We start from the raw sequence: 25,895 nt of genomic DNA, 5'->3' as shown, positions 1-25,895 counted from the left end.
AGCAGCCACCTCACCTTTCCGAGGCTACCCGCCGATTCTTGCGACCGAGAAGGGGGTGGCGCGATCGATCGCAGTGTGCGCCGGAACGCGACCTTGCACCCTGGGATACCACGGTCTCGCCCTGGTCGCCGGGCGCCGCCCGCGTGTCAACCCGGTTGTCCGGATGAGCGCCCCGGCGGTGGACTTGACCGAGTCGTAGAGGAGGACGTCGTGAATCAACCAGCGCAACAGCAGGAGTTCCCCGGGTCCGAACAACAGATGACGCCGAAGCCGGATCACGGCGAGGAGAGCTACCGCGGCTCGGGTCGGCTGGAGGGGAAGGTCGCCGTCATCACCGGTGCCGACAGCGGCATCGGCAAGGCGGTCGCGATCGCGTATGCCCGCGAGGGGGCAGACGTCGTCGTCAGTTACCTGGAGGAGCATGACGATGCACGCGAGACCTGCCGATACGTCGAGGAGGCGGGGCGCCGGGCCGTGCCCATCGCAGGCGACCTCGCCGACCCCGCGCACTGCCGAGAGGTCATTCAGAAGGCCGTCGACGAGTTCGGGCGGATCGATGTGCTCGTCAGCAATGCCGCCTTCCAGATGGATCACCCGACGCTGGAGGAGATCTCCGACGAGGAATGGGACCGCACCATCGCCGTGAATCTCAGCGCGTTCTTCCACCTCGTGAAGGCGGCCCTGCCGCACATGCACGAGGGGGCCTCGATCATCGGGTCGTCCTCGGTGAACTCCGACATGCCGTCGCCATCGCTGATCCCGTATGCCGCGACGAAGGCCGGAATCGCCAACATGACCGCGTCCTTGGCCCAGGCACTCGCGGAACGCGGCATCCGCGCCAACAGCGTTGCACCCGGCCCCATCTGGACGCCCTTGATCCCGTCGACGATGCCATCCGAGAAGGTCGAGAGCTTCGGCGAGCAGGTGCCCATGGGCAGGCCCGGTCAGCCGGCCGAGCTCGCGCCGGTGTACGTGCTGCTCGCGTCCGACGAGGGCAGCTACGTTTCGGGTGCCCGCATCGCGGTGACGGGCGGAAAGCCGATCCTCTGAAGTTGGAGCCCAGGTGGACATCGCGTCGATCTTCGAGGTCTCGTCGGTCTGGGACCTGTTCCTGCGGGGCACGCTGATCTTCCTCGGCCTCACGGTCTTCGTGCGCCTCACCGGGCAGCGTGAAGCCGGTTCGCTGGCGCTGACCGACCTCCTGGTGGTCGTCCTCCTCGCCAGCGCCGTCGGTCACGCGTTCGCGCCCGAGTCCACGTCGGTCACGGATGCCCTCATCCTCGCCGCGACGATCCTCGGATGGAGCGTCGCATTGGACGCGCTGGCCTATCGATTCCCGTGGCTCCGGAAGGTCCTGAAGCCGAGCAAGCGGCCGCTGATCGACGACGGCGAACTCAACCGGCATCAGATGAGACGCGAGTTCCTGACCCGCGAGGAGGTCGAGGCGCAGCTGCGGCTGCAGGGCATCGAGAGCATCGACGAGGTGCGTGTCGCGTACCTGGAGGCCAACGGCATGATCAGCGCGTTCCGCAAGGACGACGCTCCCACCGCACCGACACCGAATCCGCCCGAGCGGTGACCGGGAACTCCGCGCGGCGATCAGCGCGCGGCGATCAGACTGTCAAGCCCCTGACCGGATGCCGCTGCGCGCGGGTAGAACGAAGCATGGTCGATCTTCACCCTCAGCCATCCGGCATCGACCCCGCAGCAGAGATTCCACGGGCGCGGGCCATCGACGAGTCGCTCGGGTTCCTCCTCGACGGCTACACGTTCGGACGGCGCCGATTCCGTCGGCTCGGAACCGACGTGTTCACGACCAGGCTCGCCGGCCGACGGGCGACGGTCATGTACGGCGCCGAGGCGGCTCGGATCTTCTACGAAGGCGACCGCTTCTCCCGTGACCGTGCCATGCCCACGTCCGTGCTGCATCTGCTGCAGGACGAAGGCAGCGTGCAGACCCTCGAAGGCGACGAGCACCGTCACCGGAAGACGCTCTTCATGCAGATGCTCGAGCCGGCGTCGGTCGAGCGCCTCGTGCAGGCGTTCGACGCCGAGTGGACCAGGGCGGTCGCCGAAAGGGGCGGGCGCACCGTCTCGCTCTACGATCTCGCCGTTGAAACGCTGACCGTCGCCGCGGCCGCGTGGTGCGGCATCCCCGGTGGAGCGGTCGACCTCTCGCGCCTGTCGGGCGATCTCGCGGCCATGGTCGATCGCGCGGCGAGCTTCGGCCCGCCGAACTGGATCGCCCGGGCGCGACGCCGGAAGGCCGAGTCCGACCTCGAGGCGCTCGTCGAGGACGTGCGCAGCGGAGCCCTCGACGTGCAGCCCGGGACGCCGCTCCACCGCATCGCCGAGGCCACGGACGCCGACGGCGATCGACTGCCGGCCTCGGTGGCCGCAGTCGAGCTGCTCAACGTGCTTCGCCCCGTCGTCGCGGTGAGCCGCTTCCTCGTCTTCGCGGCACACGCCCTGCATCACCACCCCGAGTGGCGCCGACCGGTCGCCGCTGATCCCGACGTCGCCGTGCGATTCGCGAACGAGGTGCGACGGCGCTACCCGTTCTTCCCGATCATCGCGGGCACCGTGCAACGCGCGTTCACCTGGCGCGGTCGAGCGTTCCGTCCTGGCGAATGGGTGATCCTCGACCTGTACGCCACCAACCACGACGTCCGATCCTGGTCGGCGCCCGCGCGGTTCCTCCCGAGGCGGTTCGAGGGATGGAACGGAGACCCCAATACGCTCATCCCGCAGGGCGGCGGAGATCTCGCAACCGGGCACCGCTGCCCGGGTGAAGCGGCCACGATCGCGCTCACCGCACGGTTCGCGAGGCGCATCGCTGCCGACGACCCGTTCTCGGTGCCGAAGCAGGACCTGCGGATCAGCCTGCGTCGGATTCCGGCGCTGCCGCAGGATCGGTTCCGCGTGACGTTCAGGTCATGAGGGACCCAGGGCCCGCGCGGCCGTGACCGCGGTGCTCGCGCCGTCGAGCCAGGGCGCTCCGTGACCGGGCAGCACGACCGATGCCGCCGTGTCGGCGATCGCCGTGAGCGATGCGAGCGCCTGAGCGCTGTCCGCCGTCGCGGCGCCCGACACGATCTGCGGGCCGGTCCCGCCCGTGTACGGATCGAAGGTCACGAGCGCGTCGCCGCTCAGCACGGCATCGGCCGCCGGAAGGTGCAGCGCGCAGTGTCCGTACGTGTGTCCGGGCGTGAAGATCACCCGCGGATGCCCCGGAAGCCCGAGCACTTCGCCGGGAACGAGCGGTTCGAGGCCGACGATGCCGCGCACCTGGAGTGCGCCCGCCCGAAGCATCCCGAACAGCGCCGGGATCGCCTTCGGGTGCCGGATCGGATAGATGAGTCGCGGGTTCTCGTGCGCGTACCGGTACGGGTGGGCCGCGATGTACTGCTCCTTCACGTGACCGAGCACCGGAACGTCCCACTCGTCCTGCGCGCGGTGCGCGAAGCCGAGGTGGTCGAAGTGCGCGTGGGTCAGCACGACCCCTCGCACGTCGGCCGGCGCGCGCCCGATGGCGCGGATGGCGTGCGCCACGATGGGCCACGTGCTCGGGTGTGCGGTGTCGATGACGGTCAGCTCGCCGTCCTCCTCGAGGAGGTAGCAGTTCACGTAGGCATGCTCCAGGAGGTGCACGCCCGGCACGATGTTCCGGATGAGCCGTGGCCGGCCGCGGGCGCGGCGGGACCGCGTTGCGGCATCCTCACGTTCGGTCATGTCGTTCCCCTTCCTGATGCCGGGCGCCGGCGATGATCCCGGCCCAGCCGAGTCCAGAACACGGCCAGGGTCGCCGCCCCTTTCTTCAGCACATCAAGCCGCGCGCGCTCGTCGGCCGCGTGCCAGCGGTCGGTCACGAGTCCGGTGCCGAAGAACACCACCGGTGCCTGCAGTGAATCGGCGAGGAGTTGCGCCGGGCCGCCCCCGGCGTTGCCCATCCGTCCGACGGAATCGCGTCCGAATCCCTCGGCCATGGCATCGGCGAGCAGCTGCACTTCGGGCACATCCGGTGTTCGGTACGGAGGCTGTGCCGTGACCTCGGAGAGCGACAGGTCCCACCGCAGATCCGAGGCCTCCCGCTCGAGCCAACGCCGAAGCTGCTCACCGACCTCGTTCGGGCTCTGTCCGACGACGAGCCGGATGCTGAGCTCGGCGGTCGCCGTTGCTGGAATCACCGCCCGCGGCAGTTGACCGATGTCCCCACCCTGGATGGTGATCACCTCCAGCGCCGGTCGCGCCCAGAGCAGCTCGGGGATCGTGAACCCGTCTTCGCCGGTGAGACGCGACGTCCGGGACTGATCCAGCCAGGTGCTGGGGTCGTCGATCGGCAACGCTGCATACTCGCGGCGCTCTGCGGCTTCGGGTGTGGTGACGGGGTCGTAGAAGCCGGGGAGCGTCACCCGGCCGCGCTCGTCGTGCAGGCGCGCGAGGAGACTGGTCAGGTCGAGGATCGGGTTCGGCGACGGACCGGAGACGGCGCCACTGTGCACGTCCCGCTCGGGTCCCTCGACCGTGAGGGTCGCGCCGATCATGCCGCGGATGCTCATGCACACCGCCGGGTGCTCAGGGTCGACCAGCATCGTGTCGGAGAAGACGACGAGATCGCATTCGAGATCGCCCCGATGCTCGTCGAGCAGCTCACGAAGGTGTGGCGAGCCCAGTTCCTCCTCCGCTTCGACGAGGAACTTCAGGTTCACGTCAGGGGCGGTGCGTTCACCGGCACCGACGTGCGCGCGCACAGCCCAGAGATGGGTCAGCACCTGGCCCTTCGCGTCGGAGGCCCCTCGCCCGAACATCACCCCGTCGCGCACGACGGGGAGGAACGGCTCGCATTCCGTCCACTCCTCTCCCTCGGGGGTCCGCACGTCGTGGTGGCTGTACACGAGGACGGTCGGAGCGGCCGGGTCGGCCGGCCACTCCGCGAACACCGCGAGACCGTCGCCCTGCTGCCACGTCTCGACCCGAGGGAAGCCCGCGGTGCGGAACAGCACCGCAAGGTACTCGGCCGATCGGCTCAACGCTGCTCGGTGCTCGTCGTCACCGCTGATCGACGGAATGCGCACCCATTCGAGGAGGTCGCGCTCGACATCGCTCTCCGACGCATCGAGGAACGCCCGAACCTCGGTCACTTCGCCCGCACCGTGGTGCTCGATCGCTTCGCCACTCCCATCGTGCGGCCGCTCGTCTCTCGTCAAGGCGACTCCCCTCCGTGCCCCGACTGTATGGAGCGGGCCGCCCTCCCACCATGGGCTTGACGCGCGGCCTCAGCCGATCATCTGCTCACCCGCCGAGCGGGCAGTGAGGCTGCGGGGCGAGATTCGGTGCGGGCGACGTCACCGTGACGAGGTGACGTCGAGCAACTGCGAAAGCTGCCCGAGGGCGCCGGGCACGAGCTTGTAGTACGCCCAGGTCCCGCGCTTGCTGCGCGTGAGGAACCCGGCCTCCATCAGGATCCTGAGGTGATGCGACACCGTCGGCTGGCTGAGCCCGACCGGCTCGATGAGGTCGCAGACGCAGGCCTCCTCGCCCTCGGATGCCGCGACGATCGACACGAGCCGCAGCCGGGTCGGGTCGGCCAGCGCCTTGAGCTTCTGCGCCAGGTCTTGGGCTCGCTCGGCGTCGATCGCCTCCGTCGTCAGCGGCGTGCAGCACGCGGCATCCGTGATGTCGACGACAGGAAGCACGGTCGTGGTCATGCTTCGATCCTACCGGTTGATCGACGGGCGTCGATATTCGGGAATCGTCATGCGCTGGCGTCTTCCGGGAGGATCTCGGCCAGCAGTTGCTCGATGTGCTTCCGGATCTGGTTGCGAATGGGTCGGACGGCCTCGATGCCCTGACCCGCCGGGTCATCGAGCTCCCAGTCCTCGTAGCGCTTGCCCGGGAAGATGGGGCAGGCGTCGCCGCAGCCCATCGTGACCACGACGTCGGACTCCTTCACCGCATCGACCGTGAGCAGCTTCGGGGTCTTGCCGGCGATATCGATGCCCTCCTCGGCCATCGCCTGCACCGCGACCGGGTTGATCTCGTCCTTCGGCTCCGAGCCGGCGGACAGGACCTCGACTCGGTCGCCGCCGAGGGCCTTCAGGTACCCGGCCGCCATCTGGGAGCGACCGGCGTTGTGCACGCAGACGAAGAGGACGGTGGGCCTGTCGGACATGACACTCGCTTCCGGACCTTCGGGATCTCGGACCAACCATAGAGCGTGGACGCTGGATCACGGAGCCTGGAGGGGATCGGTGCGCATATTGACATCCATCAATATCTTCGCCAGACTTCAACATCGAAGTCCATCGATATTGGAGGCAAGCCGAAATGACCCTGGTCGATCTCGCTGTTCGGAGTTCGAGTTCCCCGAGACTCGACACGCTGCCCGTCGCGATCGTCGGTGCAGGCCCGATCGGCCTCGCGGCCGCGGCGAACCTCGTCGAGCGTGGCATCGAGTTCGTGATCTACGAGGCCGCAGACCAGGTGGCCGGCAGCATCCGCCGCTGGGGGCACACTCGGCTGTTCTCGCCGTGGAAGCACGTGGTCGATCCGGTGTCCCGCCGCCTCCTCGAAGCGACGGGATGGGAGCTCCCCTCGCCTGACGCGTTGCCGACCGGGTGGGAGCTCGTGGAGCGGTACCTCGAGCCGCTCGCCGCACTCGAGCCGATCGCCGTCCGGATCCGTTCCGGTGTCACCGTGGACGCGATCACCCGCCAGGGCATGGACCGCACCCGCACCGCGCACCGCTCGACGACGCCTTTCCTGCTCCGCGTGCACGGGCCCGACGGCGTGGAGGAAGTCACGGCTCGCGCGGTCATCGACGCCTCGGGAACGTACGAGACCCCGAACAGCCTCGCGTCCTCGGGGCTGGCTCCGCTCGGCTTGGCTGACGTCAGCGACCGCGTCTCGCACGCGCTTCCTGACGTGCTCGGTCGCGATCGGAACCGATTCGCCGGGCGACACACCACCGTGGTCGGAGCGGGTCACTCCGCCGCGAACACGCTGCTCGCGCTCGCGGAGCTCGCGGAACAGGAGCCGCAGACCCGGGTCACCTGGCTGATCCGCACTGCCAACGCGGTGCGGGTCACCACCTCGGATGACGACGAACTGATCGCCCGGGCCACCATCGGCCGGCGTGTCGACCAGTACGTCGCAGCAGGTCGAATCGACGTCGTGGATCGCTTCGAGATCACCCGACTGGGTCGCACCGCCGACGGCGTCCGACTGTACGGTGCATCAGGTGGAGAGCCGGTGCAGTACGACACGGACGTCGTGGTGAACGCCACCGGATTCCGCCCGAACCTCGAGATGCTGCGGGAGATCCGCCTCGAGCTCGACGAGATCGTCGAAGCCCCCCGGCGCCTCGCACCGCTCATCGACCCCAACGTCCACACGTGCGGCACCGTCGAGCCGCACGGGTTCGCCGAGCTCGAGCACCCCGAACCGGCGTTCTTCCTGGCCGGCATGAAGAGCTACGGGCGGGCGCCCACGTTCCTGCTCGCGACCGGTTACGAGCAGGTCCGCTCGATCACCGCGTGGATCGCGGGCGACCTTGCCGCTGCGTCCGACGTCGAGCTCGTCCTGCCGGCGACCGGTGTGTGTTCCTCGAGCCTTCAGGGCAGCACTTCCTGCTTGGAGGAGCCAGCATGACGAAACCCCCCGGACCCCGCTGGAGTCTGCGGGGTCCGGGGGGTTTCTCTGGCGGTGACGGTGGGATTTGAACCCACGGTAGGTTTCCCTACACAACTTTTCGAGAGTTGCACCTTCGGCCGCTCGGACACGTCACCGCTGACGATCTTAGACGACGCCGGGGTGAGCACCAAAACGGTCCAACTCGCTTCGGGCCGGATGCCGCACCTCACCGCCCTCGTTCAGCCGACATCCAGCACACGGTCATACTCTCTGCGTCGTGCCGCGTTCTTCCCGACCCTCCCGCTGGGCGAGCCGCCTGGCGGTGACGGCCGTCGGCGTTGTAACGGCCGCCGCGGCATCCGTCATCGGATGGCGCAGATTCCAGGCCCGGCTCACCGCCAACTCGCTCGTGCTGAATGAGACGCTGCCGATCCACTCGAAGTGGTGGCGTGATCACGCGAAGGAGAAGGGCGACCTGCTCTACGTCGCCATCGGCGACAGCGCGGCGCAGGGAATCGGCGCCAGCGCGCCGAACCGCAGTTACGTGGGCGTGCTCGCCGATGAGATCCGCGCGGTCACGGGTCGCACAGTGCGCGTCGTCAATCTCAGCGTCTCGGGCGCGACGGTCGAACTCGCCGTGCGCGACCAGCTGCCGAGGTTCGTGAAGCTCCGGCCCGACATCGTCACGGTCGCCATCGGCGCGAACGACATCGCCCTGTGGGATCCGGTGCTGTTCGAGCGCGGCATCCGCCAGATCTTCGCCGCCCTGCCGCCGTACGCACTCGTCGCCGATCTGCCGTACTTCTACTTCCCGCGCAACGAGCGCAAGGTCGCCGTGGCGAACCGCATCGTGCGGAGCGTTGCGGCCGAGCATGGCCTGACCGTCGTGCCCTTGCACGCCGAGACCAAGCACCAGGGCATCCGCGGCATGATGACGCAGTTCGCGATCGACCTGTTCCACCCCAACGACCACGGATACCGGGTGTGGGCCGACGCGTTCGCCCCGTCGCTCGCCGCCCAGCTGGTCGAGCGGTTCGAGACACCGGATGTCGCGCCCGCCGATGTCGTGGGCGCCGCCTAAGCTCGGGACATGGCCAGGCCCACCTCCGCATTCCGATGCACCGAGTGCGGGTGGAGCACCGTGAAATGGGTCGGCCGCTGCGCCGAATGCCAGCAGTGGGGCACGGTGGTCGATGCCGGCGAACAGACCGGCATCGTGCGGTCGCTGCATGCGGTCGCACCCAGCGCGACGCGGGCGGCACGGCCGATCGGCCAGATCGAATCCGGGTCCACGGCACACCGGCCGAGCGGCATCGGCGAGTTCGACCGCGTGCTCGGCGGCGGCATCGTGGCCGGCGCAGCGATCCTGCTCTCGGGCGAGCCCGGCGTGGGCAAGTCGACGCTGCTGCTCGAGGTCGCGGCTCGCGTGGCGGCCACGGGCCGGCGCGTGCTCTACGTCAGCGCCGAGGAGTCGACGGCCCAGGTCCGTCTCCGAGCCGGGCGCACGGGCGCGCTGCACGACGAGCTCTATCTCGCCGCCGAGACCGATCTCGCCACGATCCTCGGGCAGGTCGACCAGGTCTCCCCCGAACTGCTCATCGTCGACTCGGTCCAGACCGTGTCGAGCTCCCTGTCCGACGGGCTTCCCGGTCAACCGAGCCAGGTGCGCGAAGTCGCCTCGACGCTCATCCGTGTGGCGAAAGAGCGGCACCTGCCCGTGCTCCTGGTCGGGCACGTCACGAAAGACGGCTCGATCGCCGGCCCTCGCCTGCTCGAGCACCTCGTCGACGTGGTCTGCCAGTTCGAGGGCGACCGGCAGACGGCGCTCCGGTTCATCCGAGCGCTGAAGAACCGGTTCGGTCCCACCGACGAGGTCGGATGCTTCGAGATGACCGGCGACGGCATCGTCGAGGTGCCCGATCCCTCGGGCCTGTTCCTCAGCCGCTCGCGCACCGCTGTGAGCGGCACCTGTGTCACGGTGGCGCTCGAGGGGCGGCGCGCCCTCCCGGTCGAGGTGCAGGCGCTCGTCGTGGGCACGAAGGCGCCGCAGCCACGGCGCGTCGTGAACGGGGTCGACCCGTCTCGGGTCGCCATGATCATCGCGGTGCTCGAACGGCGGGCCAACCTCCCCAAGCTCGGCGATCACGATGTGTACGTGTCGACCGTCGGCGGCGTGCGGCTCGTCGAACCCGGGGCCGATCTCGCCATCGCCGTGGCCATCGCGTCGGCCATGCGCGATCGTGCGATCCCCCACGAACTGGCCGCGTTCGGCGAGATCAGCCTCGCCGGCGAGGTGCGCCCCGTCACCTCGGCGACGCAGCGCCGCAGCGAAGCACGCCGGCTCGGGTACTCGACGATCCTCGATGTCGAGTCCGGCAGTGTGCACGCCGCGGTCGAGCGCGCCATGACGGCCGCGATGCCGAGCCGCGAGCGCGAACTCGACGCGGCGTTCTGACGCCGACCCGGTGCGGCGTGCGGGCCTACGCCTCGAGCGCCTTCAGCAGTTCGGTCGGCGACGCCTGCATGGGGTGCGGGCCGGCGATGTCGAGGAACACGGTCGTGATCGTCGACTCGTAGCGCCGGAGGAACGTGCGCAGCCACTCGGGGCTCTGCAAGCCCACCGCCGGGGGCAGGTTCGCGGGCTTGTTCGCGGCGTCGCTGAACAGCAGCAGCGCTACCTCACCGGTCTTCGGGTCGCGATACGTCCACACCTCTCCGCCGTCGAGCGGCCGATCTCGCGGGCCCGGCTTCACGAGCGGCACCACGGTGTTGCCGTGCCGGAGCGCCAGCGCGACCGCCGCGACATCCTGGCGTTCGAGTGCTTCGGCGAGGGCCTGCGACCGGAAGACCAGGGGTTCAGCGGGCTTGCTCGATCTCTTGCGCTGCGCCATCTCCCCAGCGTATCGAGTCGATGCCGCTTGCCGTGGCGACCGCTGGGGCCGTGCTGGTGCGGCCCAGCGGCCCGCACGTAGGATGCAGGAACCATGGCCGAGTACGTCCTGGACCACCGCCTCGACGGCGAGCGGTCGAGGTTGGCGCTGATGTCGCGCCTCCTCGATCCGATGCACCGGCGCCACCTCGAGCACCTCGGCGTCACGCCCGGCGACCGCACCCTCGAGGTCGGATGCGGCAACGGCTCGATCTCGGCGTGGCTCGCAGAGCGGGTCGCGCCCGACGGGCTGGCCGTGGCCGACGACCTCGACCTGTCGCTCGTCGACGTTCGCGCCCCGAACCTCGAACTTCGGCAGGCCGATATCGTCTCGGGCCCCATCGATGCTGGAACGTTCGACCTCGTGACGGCGCGGGCCGTGCTCCACCATGTCGCGGACGCCAACGCGGCGGTGCGAAACCTCGTGGCGTCGATGGCGCCCGGCGGCGCCATCCTGCTCATCGAACCCGACTTCCTCCCCGTGAACATCGCCGAACCGCCCGTCGTGCGGGAGTTCTGGAACGGCTGGCTCGCGTGGTCGCGGGATGCGGGCATCGACTACCACATCGGTCGCACGCTCGCTCCGCGCCTGGCGGCGCTCGGACTGGAGGAGGTCGCGGGAACCGCGGAGACCGCGGTGTACCGTGGCGGGTCGGACTGGGCGACCTACTGGGTCGACACGGTCACCGAACTGCAGGACAAGCTCATCGGTTCGGGTCGCGTGGACCAGCCTTCGATCGAGGCCTTCCTGGCCCACTGCAAGGACCCGGAGTGGTGGACGCAGACCATCGCGTTCACCGCGGTGCACGGCCGAGCTCCGCGCGGGTGAGCGGCCACCGGCATCCGACCATCACTCGGACTCGAGCGAGCTCGTGTGGTGCGGTGCACCCACCGGCTTCGACTCCGACGACCCACGCTGCCGCAGGTAGATCGACAGCGCGATCATGCTGCCGACGGCGAGGAACTCCGACTGCCAGTTCTGCAGGGTGCGGTTCCAGAAGTCGGCGGAGATGAGGTACTCGCCCCAGGTGATCACCTCTTGCCCGTGCTCGAGCTGCTCCTCGTTGAACACGGTCATTCCCGAGATGGACTGCGCGAGCCACGACAGGAGGAAGATCGCGCCCATCACGAGCAGGAGCGAGTTGGAGAACAGCGTATGCCGCCAGCCGCGCACCTTCGCCCACTTCGGGGAGTCCTCGCGAGCGTGCTCCAGCACCAGCTGCTCCTCGTCGGTGCCGAGCCCCTCGTCACCGGGCTTCTTCGACTCGGGCGATCCCTTCTGCACGAGCCAGATCGTGGCGAGGATGAAGAGGGCGAACTGCAGGTACTCCGACTGCCAGTTCTCGGCGACGTCGACCACGAAGTCCGACGACGTGACGAACTCGATCCAGGTCACGGGCGATGACCCGTGCGACAGCTGTCGCTCGTTGTACTCGAAGAGGCCCGCGACCGACTGCCCGATCAGGGCGAGCGCGAAGATCAGTCCGAACGCGATGCTCAAGCCGTGCTGACGAAGACGCATCCCGATCACCGCCCCAGCAATCCGATGGCGAGCATGTAGACGAGACCGGCCGCGATCACCACGAGCCAGGAAGTGAAGACGATCCTCATGGTCGTGAACGTACTGCTCAGCGGTCGTACGAGGCACGCTCTTGCGCCGAGTGTCGAAAGCGGGTAGGCGGGCTCAATACACGAGGAACTGCTTGCTCGACTCCGACTCGAATCCGTCAACGGAGACCGAGAGGTGGTACGAAGCACCACCCGCGGGAACCGCCTCGCGTGGTCCCCCGCACGTGTCGACGCCCGAGCGGGTGCGATCCCACACGATCGGCACGGTCGAGCTGATCGGCGTTCCCGGCGCCAACGACACCTCTGCGTCGACGGGATCGACCTGGCAGTCGGTGGAGCGCCAGTAGACCTCCGAGCCGCTCGTGATCGTGAACGCCTGCACCTTCGTGCCCGCGTTCAGGACGCACACGTTCGTACCGGTGTTCGTGATGGTCACCGAGAGCTGCGGCTGCTCGCCCGCCTCGTAGATCGACTTGTCGGTGATCGCTTCGACGGTCACCTGCTCGGGCGAGCACGGGTCTCCGTCAGCGGCCGCCGGCTCGGACGGCGGTGCGGTCGGCGTCGGCGTTGCGGTCGGAGTCGGAGTCCCGGTCTCGACGGTCGCGCGCTCCGTGGCGGGTGTCGTGCTCGCGGCACTCGGTTCCTCGCCCTGGCTCGCGCCCGGGCGAACGATGACGAGCACGATCGCGACGATGACCCCGACGAGTCCGAGGAGCACCATCAACCGACGCCGCCGGTACACGTGCGGCGGATGCCGCCGTGCCGGTGCGGAGTTCGTCGACATGTGCACAGGGTACGGCGGGGGTGCCGTCGCTCGCGGCATCCGCCCGGCGTGCCGGAGCGACGCTCAGAGAAGCTTCAGCATGCGGGTGTTGCCGAGCGTGTTCTGCTTCACCCGAGCAAGGTCGAGGAACTCGGCGACCCCCTCGTCGTGCGAGCGCACGAGCTCGGCGTACACCTCGGGATCCACCGTCTCGTCGCCCATGTCCTCGAAGCCGTGCCGACCGAAGAACTCGACCTCGAAGGTGAGGCAGAACAACCGGCTCAGTCCGAGGTCGCGCGCCTCGCGCTCGAGCTCTTCGAGCAACGCGTGCCCGACGCCCCGGCCGAGCCATTCGTCATCGACGGCGAGCGTGCGCACCTCGCCGAGGTCCTCCCACATCACGTGCAGTGCGCCGGCACCGACGACGTGCCCCTGGGATGTCTCGGCAACGCGGAACTCCTGCACCGATCCGTAGAGGTCGACGCGCTCCTTGCCGAGCAGGATCCGCCGCGTCACGAGCGGGTCCACGATCTCGAGGATCCGGCGCACGTCGCTGGTGCGCGCGCGGCGCACCCTGAAGTCGGTCACCCGCCAATCGTATTCCGGCGCTCCGCTGTTGCCGTATTCGAGGATTCCCGCGACACGCGGGTTGGGGGCGCCCTCCGCGCGGCATTTCGCGAGAATCCCCGAATCCGGCGACACGAACGCGAGAACAGCGGAAACGACGAAGGGGCGGATGCCGCGGCATCCGCCCCTTCGCGAGCGTTCGTCAGTCGCCCGACGCCGCCGCGAGGTCTGGGCTCACAGGACCCGTGCCGATCGCCGCGCCCGTGTTCACGCCGACGCCGACGGGCAGGGCCCGCTGGGTCGTGGTGAGCACGAACTCGCCGTCGCGGAAGTCGACGAGCACGTGGTCGCCCGAGTTGAGCTCGCCGTGGAGGATCTTCTCGGACAGCCGGTCTTCGACCTCGTGCTGCACCGCGCGGCGCAGCGGGCGCGCACCGAGCGCCGGATCGAAGCCGACCTCGATGAGCCGTTCCTTCGCCGGGAGGGTGAGCTCGACCGTCATGTCGCGGTCGAGCATGCGCTCGCCGAGGCGCTTGATGAACAGGTCGACGATCTGGAGGAGCTCCTCCTTCGACAGCTGCGGGAAGACGATGATCTCGTCGACGCGGTTCAGGAACTCGGGCTTGAAGTGCTTCTTCAGCTCCTCGTTCACCTTGCCGCGCATGAGGTCGTAGCCCGTGCGCGGGTCGCCCTCGACCTGGAAGCCGACCGGCCCCGTCGAGATGTCCTTCGTGCCGAGGTTGGTCGTCATGATGATGACCGTGTTCTTGAAGTCGACGACCCGACCCTGACCGTCGGTCAGGCGGCCCTCTTCGAGGATCTGCAGGAGTGAGTTGAAGATGTCGGGGTGCGCCTTCTCGATCTCGTCGAAGAGCACGACGCTGAACGGCTTGCGGCGCACCTTCTCGGTGAGCTGGCCGCCCTCCTCGAAGCCCACGAAGCCGGGAGGAGCACCGAACAGCCGGGAGACCGTGTGCTTCTCGCCGTACTCCGACATGTCGAGCGAGATCATCGCCGCCTCGTCGTCGAACAGGAACTCGGCGAGCGCCTTGGCGAGCTCGGTCTTTCCGACGCCCGTCGGCCCGGCGAAGATGAACGAGCCCGAGGGGCGTTTCGGGTCCTTGAGGCCCGCGCGGGTGCGGCGGATCGTCTTGGCGAGGGCCGAGATGGCCTCCTCCTGGCCGATGACGCGCTCGTGCAGCGCCTTCTCCATGAACACCAGCCGCGAGCTCTCCTCTTCGGTGAGCTTGAAGACGGGAATGCCGGTGGCCTGGGCGAGCACCTCGGCGATCAGGCCCTCGTCGACGACCGCGGTCGTCTTGACGTCGCCCGACTTCCACTGCTTCTCGAGGCGCAGGCGCTCGCCGAGCAGGTTCTTCTCCTCGTCGCGCAGCGACGCGGCCTTCTCGAAGTCCTGCTCCTCGATCGCCGTCTCCTTCGCGGCGCGCACGACCGCGATCTTCTCGTCGAACTCCCGCAGCTCGGGCGGGCTCGACAGGATCGACAGGCGCAGGCGAGCGCCGGCCTCGTCGATCAGGTCGATCGCCTTGTCGGGCAGGAACCGGTCGCTGATGTACCGGTCGGCGAGGTTGGCCGCGGCGACGATCGCGCCGTCGGTGATCGAGACCTTGTGGTGCGCCTCGTAGCGGTCGCGAAGGCCCTTCAGGATGTTGATCGCGTGCGGCAGCGACGGCTCCTGCACCTGGATCGGCTGGAAGCGGCGCTCGAGCGCGGCATCCTTCTCGAAGTGCTTTCGGTACTCGTCGAGCGTGGTCGCGCCGATGGTCTGCAGCTCACCGCGGGCGAGCAGCGGCTTCAGTATCGAGGCGGCGTCGATCGCCCCCTCGGCGGCACCGGCACCCACGAGGGTGTGGATCTCGTCGATGAACACGATGATGTCGCCACGCGTGCGGATCTCTTTGGTGACCTTCTTCAGGCGCTCTTCGAAGTCGCCGCGGTACCGGCTGCCGGCGATGAGCGAGCCGAGATCGAGCGAGTAGAGCTGCTTGTCTTTCAGGGTCTCGGGCACCTCGTTCTTCACGATGGCCTGCGCGAGCCCCTCGACGACGGCGGTCTTGCCGACGCCCGGCTCACCGATGAGCACGGGGTTGTTCTTCGAGCGGCGGGAGAGAATCTGCATGACCCGCTCGATCTCCTTCTCGCGCCCGATCACGGGGTCGAGCTTCGCCTCGCGCGCGGCCTGCGTGAGGTTGCGGCCGAACTGGTCGAGGATCTGCGAGCCGCCCTGCGGCTGCGTCTGGTCGTTCGCGCCCACCTGGACCTGCTCCTTGCCCTGGTAGCCCGAGAGCAGCTGGATCACCTGCTGGCGCACGCGGTTCAGGTCGGCGCCGAGCTTCACGAGCACCTGCGCGGCGACGCCCTCTCCCTCTCGGATGAGTCCGAGCAGGATGTGCTCGGTGCCGATGTAGTTGTGGCCGAGCTGCAGCGCCTCGCGCAGCGACAGCTCGAGCACCTTCTTGGCCCGCGGCGTGAACGGGATGTGTCCGGTCGGCTGCTGCTGGCCCTGGCCGATGATGTCCTGCACCTGCTCGCGAACCGCGTCGAGTGAGATGCCGAGCGACTCGAGCGCCTTGGCGGCAACGCCCTCACCCTCGTGGATGAGGCCGAGCAGGATGTGCTCGGTGCCGATGTAGTTGTGGTTCAACATCTTGGCTTCTTCTTGCGCCAGGACGACCACCCGACGGGCGCGGTCGGTGAATCTCTCGAACATGCTCAACTCCTCACGGCGCCGGCTCGATGGGGGGCGTCGATACATCGAGCGTAAACACTCCCGATGGCGGATGCGCGTGTGTTCGCCGTGGGCGCAGCGGCGCTTGGGGGCTTGACCCGGGGTCCGATGACGGATGCCGGAAGGCGCCCGCTGCGGTTTGACAGCTCGCCGCGGCATCCGTAGCTTATCGATTGTCGTTATTATCGATAAACGTTAGGACACGGAATGCAGATGATCTCCTCGGAACCCGACCGCGCGATCTCACGCTCCGACGCGGTGAGCCTCGCGCTGTTCATGGTCGCGGGCGCGGCGATCGCGGTCTGGAGCGTGGTGGCATCGCTGCTGCGCATCATCGAGGTCGCCCCCAACCGCGACGTGCGCGTCGTGGCCGAGTTCGCCGGTACGCCGGCTGCAGCGCCGATCGGGCCCGGCGGGGCGCCGCTGGAGGTGGCGCTCGATCGGGCGACGTTGACCGTTCCCTCCCTCCCGGGCGCGTCGTGGGCGGCTGTCATCATCCAGCAGGTGGTCGCCGCGGCGACCGTCGTCACCGTCGTCACGTGCCTGATGCTGCTCTGCTGGGCGCTCATGCGCAACCGGGTCTTCAGCCGCCGCAACACCGTGCTCGTGAGCACGGCGGGCATCGTGGGAACCCTCGGCTTCGCGGCGGTGCCGTTCTTCGGCAACATGGCGGCCAACGGCGCGTTCGCCCGCCTGAGCGACCCCGACTTCGAGAATGTCGTGATGTCGGTCGACCTCTCGTCGCTCATCTTCCTGACGTTCGCCGCAGCCATGGCCGCTGCCGTCTTCACCATCGGCGATCGGCTGCGACGCGAGACCGAGGGGCTCGTCTGATGGCGCCGGCCGAGCCAGACGAGGCATCCGACCTGCACTGTCGCCTCGACGAGTTGCTCGAAGCGCGCGGCATGACGCTCACGCGCCTCAGCGAGCTCGTCGGGGTGAGCGTCGTGAACCTCAGCGTGCTGAAGAACGACCGCGCACGGGCGATCCGATTCTCGACGCTGCGGGCGATCTGCGAGGCGCTCGACTGCGACGTGGGCGACCTGCTCGTGCTCCGGCGGCGCGTGCCCGCCACGTGAAGGCGTGCCGGCCAGGAGTGGCGCGGGCCGACTACCTTATGCGCGTGCCGGCTACTTGATCGGAACCTCGACCTCGGTGCCGAGCACCTCGACGATGAGCGGCTCGGTCGTCGTGACCTCGGTCGGCGTCCAGAAGATCGTCGTGTGCGGAACGAGGTCCATGGTGCAGGCTTCGTTCTCGGCGCGCTTCACGACGTCGATCGCGACCCGGTTGCCCTCGCCGGCGGGCTCGACCACCGAGATCCGCTCACCGACGACGGGGCAGGTGGAGCTGCCCCACACGACGAGGGCCAGCTGACCGCCCTGCTCCCACCAGACGACGTTCGGCTCGCCGTCTTCGTTGAACGGCTCGCCCTCCTCCTCTTCCTCTGAGGCGTCGTTCTCTTCGCCGCCCTCCTCAGGGTTGACGTCGATGGGCTCGGCCTCGTCGGCGACGGGCAGGCCGGGGAAGTTCTCGGCCGGGTTTCCCGACGGATTGCAGCCCGAGAGCAGGAAGACGGATGCCAGCGCAGCGGCCATGAGGCCGACCCGACGAGCACGCACCATGGTAGCCATGCGGCCATGCTAGCCCTCCGCGTCCCCGATGAGCCGGAACTCGTGCTCGCTGCTCGTCGGCCTGGCCGCGAGTAGCATTCCGGCATGAGCAACCTCGAGCGCGACCCGGTCGAGCTTCTGCTGCCCGCGGCATCCGCCGGACCGGTCGTCCAGGTGCTGGCGCCGAGGGACGTGCCGCTCGGTGGTCCACGGGCGATGAACGTGCGACGCACCCTGCCGCAGCGCGGACGCACCACGATCGGAGCGTGGTGCTTCGCCGATCACTACGGCCCCGACGACGTCGCAATGACGGGCGGCATGGTCGTGCCGCCCCACCCGCACACCGGGCTGCAGACCGTGAGCTGGCTGTTCCAGGGCGAGATCGAGCACCGCGACAGCACGGGCAGCCATGCGCTCGTACGGCCGGGCGCGGTGAACCTCATGACCGCGGGGCGCGGGATCTCGCACTCCGAGGTGTCGACCCCGAGCACGACGATGCTGCACGGCGTGCAGCTCTGGGTGGTGCTTCCCGACGCGACGCGCCACATCGGCCCCTTCTTCGAGCACGCCGAGGTCGCGCCCATCGCCGTCGGCGACGCGACGGTGCGCGTCTTCGTCGGCGCACTCGCGGGCGACGAACTCGGTGCCGCCGACGTCACGGTCTTCACGCCGCTCCTCGGTGCGCAGGTCGACCTACCGGCCGGCGGACGGGCGGAGTTCGCGCTCGACCCCTCGTGGGAGCACGGCGTACTCGTCGATGTCGGGCCGGTCACGATCGAGATCGATGGCACGGATGCCGCGACGCGGGTCGAGTGGTCGGAGCTCGCCTACCTCGAGACCGGGCCTCGAAGCCTCACGCTCGTCGCGGGCGATTCGCCCGCCCGGGTCGTGCTGCTCGGTGGGGAACCGTTCGGCGAGGAACTCGTGATGTGGTGGAACTTCATCGGGCGCGACCACGACGAGATCGTGGACTATCGGCGCCAGTGGCAGGCCGACGTGATCGCGCGCGACAACCCCGACGGCCGGTTCGGCACCGTCGAGGGCTACGACGGCTCCGCGCTGCCGGCGCCTGAGCTTCCGACGGTGCGGCTGAAGCCGCGGCGGTGAGCGGTCGCTCGGGCGTGCAGCTCGCGGGATCCGTTCGGTCGCGGCATCCGCGCGCTACTGCAGCGACGAGGTCAACCGGGCCAGGTTGTCGAGCACGGTCGACCGCAGCGGCTGCCGCATCCACTCGTCGAGGGTGAGTTCGCGGCTGTTGCGGCGGTAGCCGGCTTCGACCGCGCGCATCTCGCGCACGAACGACGCTCCACGCACGAGCAGCGACACCTCCATGTTCAGTTCGAAGGACCGGATGTCCATGTTGCTCGAGCCGATCACGGCGACATCGTCGTCGATCGTGAAGTGCTTCGAGTGCAGGATGTACGGCGCCTGGTAGAGCCAGATCCGCACTCCGGCGCGAAGCAGCGCCTCGTAGTAGGACCGTTGCGCGTGGTACACCAGCGCCTGGTCGCCCAGCTCCGACACGAACAGCTCGACGTGGATGCCCCGCTGGGTGGCCCCGCTGATGGCGCGCAGCATCGCCTCGTCGGGAACGAAGTACGGGCTCGTCACGATGATGCGCTCCTGGGCGGCGTACATGAGTGCGAGGAAGAGCTTGAGGTTGTTCTCGTTGGAGTAGCCCGGACCGCTCGGCACGACCTGGCAGTCGAGGTCCTGCGCCTCGCCCTCCTGTCCGAACGGCAGGATCTCGCGCATGGGCGGCTCGCCGGTCTCGAGGTACCAGTCGGTCGCGAAGATCGCCTCGAGACCCGCGACGATCGGACCCTCGAGGCGTGCCACGAGCTCCTTCCATTTGAGGCCGCGACGGATGTTGCTGCGCTTGTTGTACGACCGGTCGATGATGTTCTGCGAGCCCATGAAGCCGACCTCGCCGTCGACGACGAGGATCTTGCGGTGGTTGCGCAGGTCGGGCCGCTGGTACTTGCCCTTGAAGGGCTGGACCGGGAGCATCAGCTGCCAGCGCACCCCCATGCGGTCGAGTCGCCGCAGCATCCTGCGGTAGCCCTTCACACGCATGGAGGCGATGTGGTCGAGCAGCACCCTGACCTCGACGCCGCGCGCGACGGCGTTGCCCAGCGCATCGAAGAAGGGAGCCGTCGTGCGGTCGTACGCGAAGATGTAGAACTCGACATGCACGTAGCGCGTCGCGGAGCGGATCGCCTCGGTCATCTCGTTGAGCGACCCCTCGTAGTCGCCGATCAGCCTGGCGCTGTTGGAGCCGATGAGCGGCATGGCTCCCAGGTTGCGGTTCAGGCGCACGACGCCCTCGAACCAGCTCGGCCATTCGCTGCTGTCGCTCACCCGCTCGATGCCGTGGGTCGACTCCCGGATGAACTCGTCGACCTCGGCCTGCTTCGCCCGCCGGTGCTTCGGCAGCTTCGGGCTGCCGATGAGCCAGAACAGCAGCACGCCGAGGATCGGGATGAAGAAGATGGCCAGGAGCCACGCCATGCCCGCCGTCGGGCGGCGGTTCCGCGGCACGACGATGATCGCGATGACGCGGATGACGATGTCGATGACGATGATCGCCCCGGCGATGACGGCCGCGGTCGTCGTCGCCGTGATGTCGATCGTCATCCGGCCGGATGTTCGCGACCGAGTTTCGCGCGCTCCTCAGCTTCGATACGGGCGTAGGCGTTGCGCTCGGTGCGGTCGGCGCGGAAGATCGCGCGCATCACGAACCAGAAGATCAGCCCGATGAGCACGGTCGGCGCAAGCGACCAGATCGCGTTGGCCCAGAATTCGTCCATAGTCCCCTCAGGATACGGCGGTTTGCTCGGAAACGCCCATCGGGGGCACGCGGCCGCTGCGTTGAACTCGCGACGAAGCCGGCTCCCGACGGAGCGTGGCATCGCACCGCGGACTCCTGAAAGCCCACCGCGGACTCCTGAAAGCAAGGACACGACATGTGCAACCTCGGATCCGCCAAGGCGTCCTTCGTTTCAGGAGTCGCCGGCAGCGCATGACGCGTCGCGACGAACAGCGCAGCCGGTGGCGAGCGTGGCGGGGGTATGCCGCACGGCCCGCCCTACTTCACGAGCGGGAAGAGGATGGTCTCGCGGATGCCGAGACCCGTGAGCGCCATGAGCAGCCGGTCGATGCCCATGCCCATTCCGCCCGACGGCGGCATGCCGTATTCGAGCGCCCGCAGGAACTCCTCGTCGAGGCGCATCGCCTCGGGGTCGCCGCCGGCCGCGAGCTTCGCCTGCTCGACGAAACGCTCGCGCTGCACGACCGGGTCGACGAGCTCGGAGTAACCGGTGGCGAGCTCGAACCCGCGCACGTAGAGGTCCCACTTCTCCACGACGCCGGGAGTCGACCGGTGCCCGCGCACGAGCGGCGAGGTGTCGAGCGGGAAGTCCATCACGAACGTGGGCCGCTCGAGCGAGCCCTTCACGTGGTGCTCCCAGAGCTCCTCGATGTACTTGCCCGGAAGCGGGTGGTCGATCTCGATGCCCTCGGCCTCGGCGAGCTCCGTGAGCCGCGACATCGGGGTCGACGCGTTGATCTCCTCGCCCACCGCCTCGGAGAGCGTGCCGTACATCGAGATGCGGTCCCACTCGCCGCCGAGATCGAACTCGGTGCCGTCGGCCCAGGTCACGACGTGCGAACCCGCGACCGCGACCGCGGCATCCTGGACCAGCTGCTGCGTGAGCGCCGCCATGGTGTGGTAGTCGCCGTAGGCCTCGTACGCCTCGAGCATCGCGAACTCGGGGCTGTGCGTCGAGTCGGCGCCCTCGTTGCGGAAGTTGCGGTTGATCTCGAACACCCGCTCGATGCCGCCGACGACGGCGCGCTTCAGGTAGAGCTCGGGTGCGATCCGCAGGTACAGCTCGGTGTCGAACGCATTCGATTGCGTCACGAAGGGGCGGGCGGATGCCCCGCCGTGCATCACCTGCAGCATGGGGGGCTCGACCTCGATGTAGCCGAGGCTCTCGAAGGTGCGGCGAAGGCTGGCGTTGACCTTCGCGCGGTCGATGACGTTGCGTCGGGCCTGCTCGCGCGCGATGAGGTCGAGGTACCGGTTGCGCACGCGGGTCTCTTCGGAGAGCTCACTGTGCAGGTTCGGCAGCGGCAGCACGGCCTTCGACGCGATGCGCCACTCCTTCACGAGGATCGAGAGCTCACCGCGCCGGCTCGTGATCACCTCTCCCGACACGAAGACGTGATCGCCGAGGTCGACGAACTCCTTCCAGTCGGCGAGCGACTCGTCGCCGACCTCGGCCAGCGACACCATCGCCTGGATGCGACTGCCATCGCCCGCCTGCAGGGTCGCGAAGCAGAGCTTGCCGGTGTTGCGCGAGTGCACCACGCGCCCGGCGAGTCCGACGTGCTCGCCGCTCGCCTCGTCGACGCCGAGGCCCACGAATCGGTCGCGCACCTCGGGAATGGTCGTCGTGATGGGAACCCGCACCGGGTACGCCCCGAGGCCGGGGTCATCGGATGCCGCGATCAGCCGTTCGCGCTTGGCGAGCCGCACGCCCTTCTGCTCCGAGATCTCTTCAGCGGTGGGCTCGGCTGCGGCATCCGTCGGGGTTTCGGCCATCGTTCACTCTCGGGTTCGCGGGAACATGCGTGCCCAGCCTAGTTGCCAGGCACCGGTCGTCGAGTAGCGCCCGGCGCAGCCGGACGCCGATCGAGACGCGGTCTGGGATCTCAACGCGCGTCGCCTGCGCGGCGGCACCACTGGATCACCCGGGACCGCTCGATCACCGGGAGCGCTCGATCACCGCGCTCGCCCGAGCGCGATGGTCGCATTGTCGATGAGGCGCACGCCGCCGACGCGAGCGGCCACGAGCACCACCGCCTCGCCGGTCATGTCGTCGTCGACGGGCAGGAAGGTGTCGGGGTCGACCACCACGAGGTAATCGAGCGTCACGTGGTCATGGTCGCCGAATGCGGCGGCGCCCTCGGCGAGCACCTCGTCGAGTCCTTGGTGGGCCGCGGCATCCGCTGCCCTGAGGGACTCGGACAGGGTGAGCGCCGCGGCCCGCTGCTCGGGCGAGAGGAATCGGTTGCGACTCGACAGCGCGAGCCCGTCGGGTTCGCGCACGGTCGGGACGACGTCGATCGCCACCGGCACGTCGAGATCGCGCACCATGCGGCGCACGAGATACACCTGCTGGGCGTCTTTCTGTCCGAACAGCACGACATCGGGCGTCGCGATGTGCAGCAGCTTCGACACCACGGTGAGCACGCCGTCGAAGTGGCCGGGACGAGCGGCGCCCTCGTACAGGGAGCCGACCGGTCCGGCGACCACGGTGGTGCCTCCGGCGCCGTCGGGATACATCTCGGCGACGGTGGGTGCGAACACGAACTCCACACCGAGTCCGGCGAGCGCCGCCACATCGGCCTCGACGGTGCGGGGGTATCGGTCGAGGTCTTCGCTGGGGCCGAACTGCAGCGGGTTCACGAAGATCGAGACGACCACGACGTCGGCCACCTCGCGGGCACGTCGGACCAACGCGAGGTGCCCCTCGTGCAGCGCGCCCATGGTGGGAACGAGGGCGACGGATGCCCCGGCCGCGCGCCGTGCGCGAAGGAGGGCGCGCAGCTCGTCGATGGTCGGCACGGTGCGCGTGTCTGCAGCGAGCTCGCTCACCCTGCCCCTCCCAGCGGCCGATCGTCGCCGGCCCCGTCGATCGTACCGGCACTCCCGCCGTCGACTCCGTCGACCAGGGGGCCGGAGTCATGACGTGCGAGGGAGTTCTCGATCGCGGTCCGTACGAGCGAGGCGAGCACGGCGCCGGGCCGGCCCACGCCGATGCCCTCGAGCAGGTCGCTCGCCTGGTCGACGATGGCGGTCGAGAACGAGACGGCGATCTCGATGGCCTCGCCGTACGTGACACGGTCGCCCTCGGCGACGACGAACGGCTCCCCGCCCATCTCGACGACGAGGGCCTGGCCGATCGGCAGCACGGGGGCGGGGGCGGTGACCGCGAACCACGCCCCACGGAGCCGCGTGAGATCGATGCTCGTTCCGGTGAAGTTCATCGCCGGGTGCACGGCGAGTGGGATCGCCCCGGCCCGGCGCGCCGGCTCGAGCACCCCCGTGCCGAAGCGAGCCGCGGTGTGCAGCACGAGCTGGCCCGGCTGCCAGACGCCCGCCTCGGCCAGCCCTGAGACGAGCGACTCGAGTTCGCCGTCGGGCACCGCGATGAGCACGAGTTCGCTGCGCTCGACCACGTCGGGGACCGGCAGCACGGGCACGGCGGGCAGCATCGCAGCCGCTCGCTCGCGACTCGGGTCGGAAACAGCCGAGATGGCCGTGAGCGCGTGGCCGGCTCCCGCGAGCGCGGACGCGAGCACCGTGCCGACTCGGCCGGCGCCGATGGTGCCGACGCCGAGACGACCCGCGCGCTCAGCGGGCATCGGCGGACTCCGGACGCGACACGGCCGCCCAGTGGTGGGACGTGTCGCTCGCAGCGCGTTCCACCGCCTCGTCGGCCAGCCGTTCGAACAGGTCGGTTGCCTCGGAACGATCGAGCGATGGCGCGAGGGCCGTCACGGGCCCGGTGACGGTGTGGATGCGCACGGAGGCCAGGCGCAGCATCCGTTGCAGCGGTCCGACCGAAACCGCGACCGACTGCATGCGAGCCAGGGGGACGAGCGTGAGGCTGCGCAGCAGCCACCCGCGCCGGATCAGCGCCACACCGCCGGCCAGCGCCCATCCGATGCGGCGCCACGAGAATGGCCGCAGCCAGGCGGCGCGCTTCGGCACCGGAGCGTAGCCGCCCGCTCCCCCGCGACCCACGAGGCCCTGTTCGATGAGCGGGTCGACGGCGAATGCCGCATCGGGCAGCAGCAGGGCGAGGACTCGATGCACGTCGGCGACGGTGCCGACGGGCAGCACGAGGGTGCGTTGGGCGGCATCGTTGGAGGCGGTCACCGACTGCCCCGCCACGTTGATGCGGATCGACCACCACCCGAACGGTCGCCAGAGGAGCCACTGGTTCGCCTCGATCGCATGGATCCGGCCGGGTGGGATCGTCTGGTTGCCGGTCGAGAGCAGGCCGTGGCCGATGCGGACGCCGTCGGGTGTGCCGGCGATCGAGTACCGCAGCGACTTCGTGATGCGCGACCACATGTAGCTCACGAGACCGATCGCGGCGGGGATGAAGGAGAACAGCACCCAGATCTGGCCGGTGGACACCCCCGCGGCGATGACGGCGGCGAGCACGATGATCCAGAGGGTCGAGCCGCCGAGCAGGGTCGACCCGATCACGCGGCCGAGCGGCAGGTGCACGACCGACTCGGGCGGCGCCAGCGACGGGTCGAGCTCGGGCGCGAGGAACTCGTCGACCCGCTGGCCGATGATCCCCGGGACATGCGCGCGCCCGGTGCCGTCGACGGTGCCCGTGCCGTCGCCGACACCCATGCCTGCGGCATCCGCTGCCTTCGCCGCCTTCTCGGCGCGTGCACCCGAGGCGAGGCGCAGCAGGTCGGCGCGCAGGCCATCGGCGAGGGCCGAACCGAGGTACGACAGCGGCACGTTGGCCGACTGGCCGGCGACCGAGACCTCGAGCTTCGCCGTGCCGAACAGGCGTGCGAACACGGGACGGTTCACGTTGATGCCCTGGATGCGGTCGAGGCGGGCGCTGCGATGCGAGCGGAAGAGGATGCCGCTGCGCACCTCGGGCGCCTCGGTCGTCACCCGGAAGGTGTGCATGCGCCACGAGAGCCAGAAGCCCGCGATCACCACGACGATCAGCACGGCCACGGCGGCGATCGCCCAGCCGACGAGGTTGAGCGAGACGATGGCGCCGATGGGGTCGTTCGCCCAGTCCTCCTGCCACCGCCCGTACTCCGCGTCGACGTCGCCGCCGAGGTCGGGAGCGAAGAGCAGGAACGCCCAGTCGACGAGGCGTTCGCGGAGGTTCGCGATGAGGAACCCGAGCACGGCGATGAACACGAGGCCGCCGCGCAGCAGCGGGCTGGCCGGGTGCAGCCGGTGCCACTCGCCGTCGGCGAGGTTCGTCACCGGTTGGGACCGAGTGGGAGCCGTCAACGCGT

Annotated in this window: 26 protein-coding genes and 1 tRNA gene; 10 read left to right on the top strand and 17 right to left on the bottom strand. The window is 69.1% G+C overall.

From position 1 onward, the window contains the following. Positions 1–210 precede the first annotated feature (210 nt). From HUS56_RS11240 to HUS56_RS11230, 3 genes are all read left to right on the top strand, one after another. Positions 211–1,050, top strand: a complete 840-nt coding sequence (locus HUS56_RS11240; RefSeq protein ID WP_305792489.1) for an SDR family oxidoreductase — start codon at positions 211–213, stop codon at positions 1,048–1,050. A gap of 13 nt (positions 1,051–1,063) precedes the next feature. After that, positions 1,064–1,579: a DUF421 domain-containing protein gene (locus tag HUS56_RS11235; RefSeq protein ID WP_217424001.1), complete on the top strand. Its 516-nt coding sequence runs from the start codon at positions 1,064–1,066 to the stop codon at positions 1,577–1,579. A gap of 86 nt (positions 1,580–1,665) precedes the next feature. Beyond that, positions 1,666–2,940 carry a cytochrome P450 gene (locus HUS56_RS11230; protein ID WP_173923517.1) on the top strand — a complete coding sequence of 425 codons (1,275 nt, stop codon included), beginning with the start codon at positions 1,666–1,668 and terminating at the stop codon, positions 2,938–2,940. Here the strand turns inward: HUS56_RS11230 and HUS56_RS11225 are convergent. The 4 genes from HUS56_RS11225 to HUS56_RS11210 form a co-directional block, all read right to left on the bottom strand. After that, entirely contained in the window at positions 2,935–3,732 is a 798-nt protein-coding gene (locus tag HUS56_RS11225; RefSeq protein ID WP_173923516.1) for an MBL fold metallo-hydrolase, read from the bottom strand. The two genes, HUS56_RS11230 and HUS56_RS11225, sit on opposite strands and share 6 nt — an antisense overlap. Further along, complete coding sequence (locus HUS56_RS11220; RefSeq protein ID WP_173923515.1) at positions 3,729–5,141, bottom strand: M20/M25/M40 family metallo-hydrolase; 1,413 nt, start codon at positions 5,139–5,141, stop codon at positions 3,729–3,731. Before HUS56_RS11220 ends, HUS56_RS11225 begins: the two co-directional genes overlap by 4 nt. A gap of 204 nt (positions 5,142–5,345) precedes the next feature. Next, the gene (locus tag HUS56_RS11215; protein ID WP_173923514.1) at positions 5,346–5,708 is read right to left on the bottom strand and encodes a metalloregulator ArsR/SmtB family transcription factor; all 363 of its coding nucleotides are present in this window, start codon (positions 5,706–5,708) and stop codon (positions 5,346–5,348) included. A gap of 47 nt (positions 5,709–5,755) precedes the next feature. Continuing rightward, the gene (locus HUS56_RS11210; protein ID WP_173923513.1) at positions 5,756–6,172 is read right to left on the bottom strand and encodes an arsenate reductase ArsC; all 417 of its coding nucleotides are present in this window, start codon (positions 6,170–6,172) and stop codon (positions 5,756–5,758) included. Between the two features lie 155 nt (positions 6,173–6,327). Between HUS56_RS11210 and HUS56_RS11205 the strand changes: the two genes are divergently transcribed. Next, entirely contained in the window at positions 6,328–7,650 is a 1,323-nt protein-coding gene (locus tag HUS56_RS11205; protein WP_173923512.1) for an NAD(P)-binding domain-containing protein, read from the top strand. A 49-nt stretch (positions 7,651–7,699) separates the two neighbouring features. On the opposite strand, the gene HUS56_RS11200 is transcribed toward HUS56_RS11205, so the two are convergent. Beyond that, positions 7,700–7,787 (bottom strand) — tRNA-Ser (locus tag HUS56_RS11200). Between the two features lie 122 nt (positions 7,788–7,909). Here HUS56_RS11200 and HUS56_RS11195 point away from each other — a divergent pair. Together HUS56_RS11195 and radA are read left to right on the top strand one after the other, a co-directional pair. Beyond that, a complete protein-coding gene (locus HUS56_RS11195) occupies positions 7,910–8,713 on the top strand; it encodes an SGNH/GDSL hydrolase family protein (protein WP_254431409.1) in 804 nt (267 codons plus the stop codon). A 9-nt stretch (positions 8,714–8,722) separates the two neighbouring features. Continuing rightward, complete coding sequence (gene radA / locus HUS56_RS11190) at positions 8,723–10,087, top strand: DNA repair protein RadA (RefSeq protein ID WP_173923511.1); 1,365 nt, start codon at positions 8,723–8,725, stop codon at positions 10,085–10,087. A 25-nt stretch (positions 10,088–10,112) separates the two neighbouring features. On the opposite strand, the gene HUS56_RS11185 is transcribed toward radA, so the two are convergent. Beyond that, the gene (locus HUS56_RS11185; protein WP_173923510.1) at positions 10,113–10,523 is read right to left on the bottom strand and encodes a dehydrogenase; all 411 of its coding nucleotides are present in this window, start codon (positions 10,521–10,523) and stop codon (positions 10,113–10,115) included. Between the two features lie 93 nt (positions 10,524–10,616). On the opposite strand from HUS56_RS11185, the gene HUS56_RS11180 reads away from it, so the two are divergent. Continuing rightward, positions 10,617–11,390 carry a methyltransferase domain-containing protein gene (locus HUS56_RS11180; RefSeq protein WP_173923509.1) on the top strand — a complete coding sequence of 258 codons (774 nt, stop codon included), beginning with the start codon at positions 10,617–10,619 and terminating at the stop codon, positions 11,388–11,390. 21 nt (positions 11,391–11,411) lie between these two features. Here HUS56_RS11180 and HUS56_RS11175 read toward each other — a convergent pair whose 3' ends face one another. The 4 genes from HUS56_RS11175 to HUS56_RS11160 form a co-directional block, all read right to left on the bottom strand. After that, complete coding sequence (locus HUS56_RS11175) at positions 11,412–12,083, bottom strand: DUF6766 family protein (RefSeq protein WP_173923508.1); 672 nt, start codon at positions 12,081–12,083, stop codon at positions 11,412–11,414. Between the two features lie 162 nt (positions 12,084–12,245). Beyond that, positions 12,246–12,914 (bottom strand): hypothetical protein, encoded by a 669-nt coding sequence (locus HUS56_RS11170; protein WP_173923507.1) that lies wholly within the window; start codon positions 12,912–12,914, stop codon positions 12,246–12,248. Positions 12,915–12,977: 63 nt separating this feature from the next. Next, positions 12,978–13,481, bottom strand: a complete 504-nt coding sequence (locus HUS56_RS11165; protein WP_173923506.1) for an amino-acid N-acetyltransferase — start codon at positions 13,479–13,481, stop codon at positions 12,978–12,980. Positions 13,482–13,662: 181 nt separating this feature from the next. Continuing rightward, positions 13,663–16,191 carry an ATP-dependent Clp protease ATP-binding subunit gene (locus HUS56_RS11160; protein ID WP_173923505.1) on the bottom strand — a complete coding sequence of 843 codons (2,529 nt, stop codon included), beginning with the start codon at positions 16,189–16,191 and terminating at the stop codon, positions 13,663–13,665. A gap of 225 nt (positions 16,192–16,416) precedes the next feature. On the opposite strand from HUS56_RS11160, the gene HUS56_RS11155 reads away from it, so the two are divergent. Together HUS56_RS11155 and HUS56_RS11150 are read left to right on the top strand one after the other, a co-directional pair. After that, positions 16,417–17,043, top strand: a complete 627-nt coding sequence (locus HUS56_RS11155) for a hypothetical protein (RefSeq protein WP_173923504.1) — start codon at positions 16,417–16,419, stop codon at positions 17,041–17,043. Then, positions 17,043–17,288 carry a helix-turn-helix transcriptional regulator gene (locus tag HUS56_RS11150; protein ID WP_173923503.1) on the top strand — a complete coding sequence of 82 codons (246 nt, stop codon included), beginning with the start codon at positions 17,043–17,045 and terminating at the stop codon, positions 17,286–17,288. Before HUS56_RS11155 ends, HUS56_RS11150 begins: the two co-directional genes overlap by 1 nt. Positions 17,289–17,339: 51 nt before the next feature. On the opposite strand, the gene HUS56_RS11145 is transcribed toward HUS56_RS11150, so the two are convergent. Next, positions 17,340–17,843 carry a hypothetical protein gene (locus HUS56_RS11145; RefSeq protein WP_173923502.1) on the bottom strand — a complete coding sequence of 168 codons (504 nt, stop codon included), beginning with the start codon at positions 17,841–17,843 and terminating at the stop codon, positions 17,340–17,342. Between the two features lie 84 nt (positions 17,844–17,927). Between HUS56_RS11145 and HUS56_RS11140 the strand changes: the two genes are divergently transcribed. Then, positions 17,928–18,929, top strand: coding sequence for a pirin family protein (locus HUS56_RS11140; RefSeq protein ID WP_173923501.1), 1,002 nt, complete (start codon positions 17,928–17,930; stop codon positions 18,927–18,929). 54 nt (positions 18,930–18,983) lie between these two features. Here the strand turns inward: HUS56_RS11140 and cls are convergent, their stop codons facing one another. The 6 genes from cls to HUS56_RS11110 all read right to left on the bottom strand — a co-directional run bounded on the left by cls (position 18,984) and on the right by HUS56_RS11110 (position 25,863). Further along, on the bottom strand, positions 18,984–20,459 hold the full coding sequence (gene cls, locus HUS56_RS11135; protein WP_173923500.1) for a cardiolipin synthase: 1,476 nt from the start codon (positions 20,457–20,459) through the stop codon (positions 18,984–18,986). Next, on the bottom strand, positions 20,456–20,632 hold the full coding sequence (locus tag HUS56_RS11130; RefSeq protein ID WP_173923499.1) for a hypothetical protein: 177 nt from the start codon (positions 20,630–20,632) through the stop codon (positions 20,456–20,458). Before HUS56_RS11130 ends, cls begins: the two co-directional genes overlap by 4 nt. A 278-nt stretch (positions 20,633–20,910) precedes the next feature. Further along, positions 20,911–22,428: a lysine--tRNA ligase gene (lysS, locus tag HUS56_RS11125; RefSeq protein WP_173923498.1), complete on the bottom strand. Its 1,518-nt coding sequence runs from the start codon at positions 22,426–22,428 to the stop codon at positions 20,911–20,913. A gap of 180 nt (positions 22,429–22,608) precedes the next feature. Next, positions 22,609–23,484 carry a pantoate--beta-alanine ligase gene (gene panC / locus HUS56_RS11120; RefSeq protein ID WP_173923497.1) on the bottom strand — a complete coding sequence of 292 codons (876 nt, stop codon included), beginning with the start codon at positions 23,482–23,484 and terminating at the stop codon, positions 22,609–22,611. After that, positions 23,481–24,254, bottom strand: coding sequence for a Rossmann-like and DUF2520 domain-containing protein (locus tag HUS56_RS11115; RefSeq protein ID WP_173923496.1), 774 nt, complete (start codon positions 24,252–24,254; stop codon positions 23,481–23,483). The genes panC and HUS56_RS11115 overlap by 4 nt, the downstream gene beginning before the upstream one ends. Next, positions 24,244–25,863 (bottom strand): PH domain-containing protein, encoded by a 1,620-nt coding sequence (locus HUS56_RS11110; RefSeq protein ID WP_217424000.1) that lies wholly within the window; start codon positions 25,861–25,863, stop codon positions 24,244–24,246. Before HUS56_RS11110 ends, HUS56_RS11115 begins: the two co-directional genes overlap by 11 nt. Positions 25,864–25,895: the final 32 nt, after the last annotated feature.

The organism is Agromyces sp. Marseille-P2726 (genome assembly GCF_902809835.1).
GTDB lineage: Bacteria > Actinomycetota > Actinomycetes > Actinomycetales > Microbacteriaceae > Agromyces.
This window is presented reverse-complemented; position numbering and strand designations above follow the sequence as displayed.